Source organism: Streptococcus hepaticus (assembly GCF_043656315.1).
Taxonomy (GTDB): domain Bacteria; phylum Bacillota; class Bacilli; order Lactobacillales; family Streptococcaceae; genus Streptococcus; species Streptococcus hepaticus.
On record NZ_JBINIY010000064.1, the window covers coordinates 1 to 213 of the forward strand.

At 43.2% G+C, this 213-nt stretch carries 1 protein-coding gene; it reads left to right on the forward strand.

The features are described from left to right. Positions 1 to 213, forward strand: a 213-nt coding sequence (locus ACHUFA_RS11135; protein ID WP_394406134.1) for a hypothetical protein, incomplete at both ends; no start/stop codon positions are given.

Here is a 213-nt window from a genome sequence, read left to right on the forward strand (position 1 = left end):
CAACTGGTTAAAGGACTTCTTCAAAAATACAGGTAGTCCAGCTAGTCTTGCCCAACTCTTTCTCATTTACTGGGAAGGAAATAGTGGTGATAAGCTACTTGAACGTCAGACACGAGCAAGTGAGTGGTATTACCAAATTGAAAAAGGCTTTAGTCAACCCAACGGTGGGACAGCACAAAGTGATCCAAAAGCACTTGAAGCTGTACGAGGAGA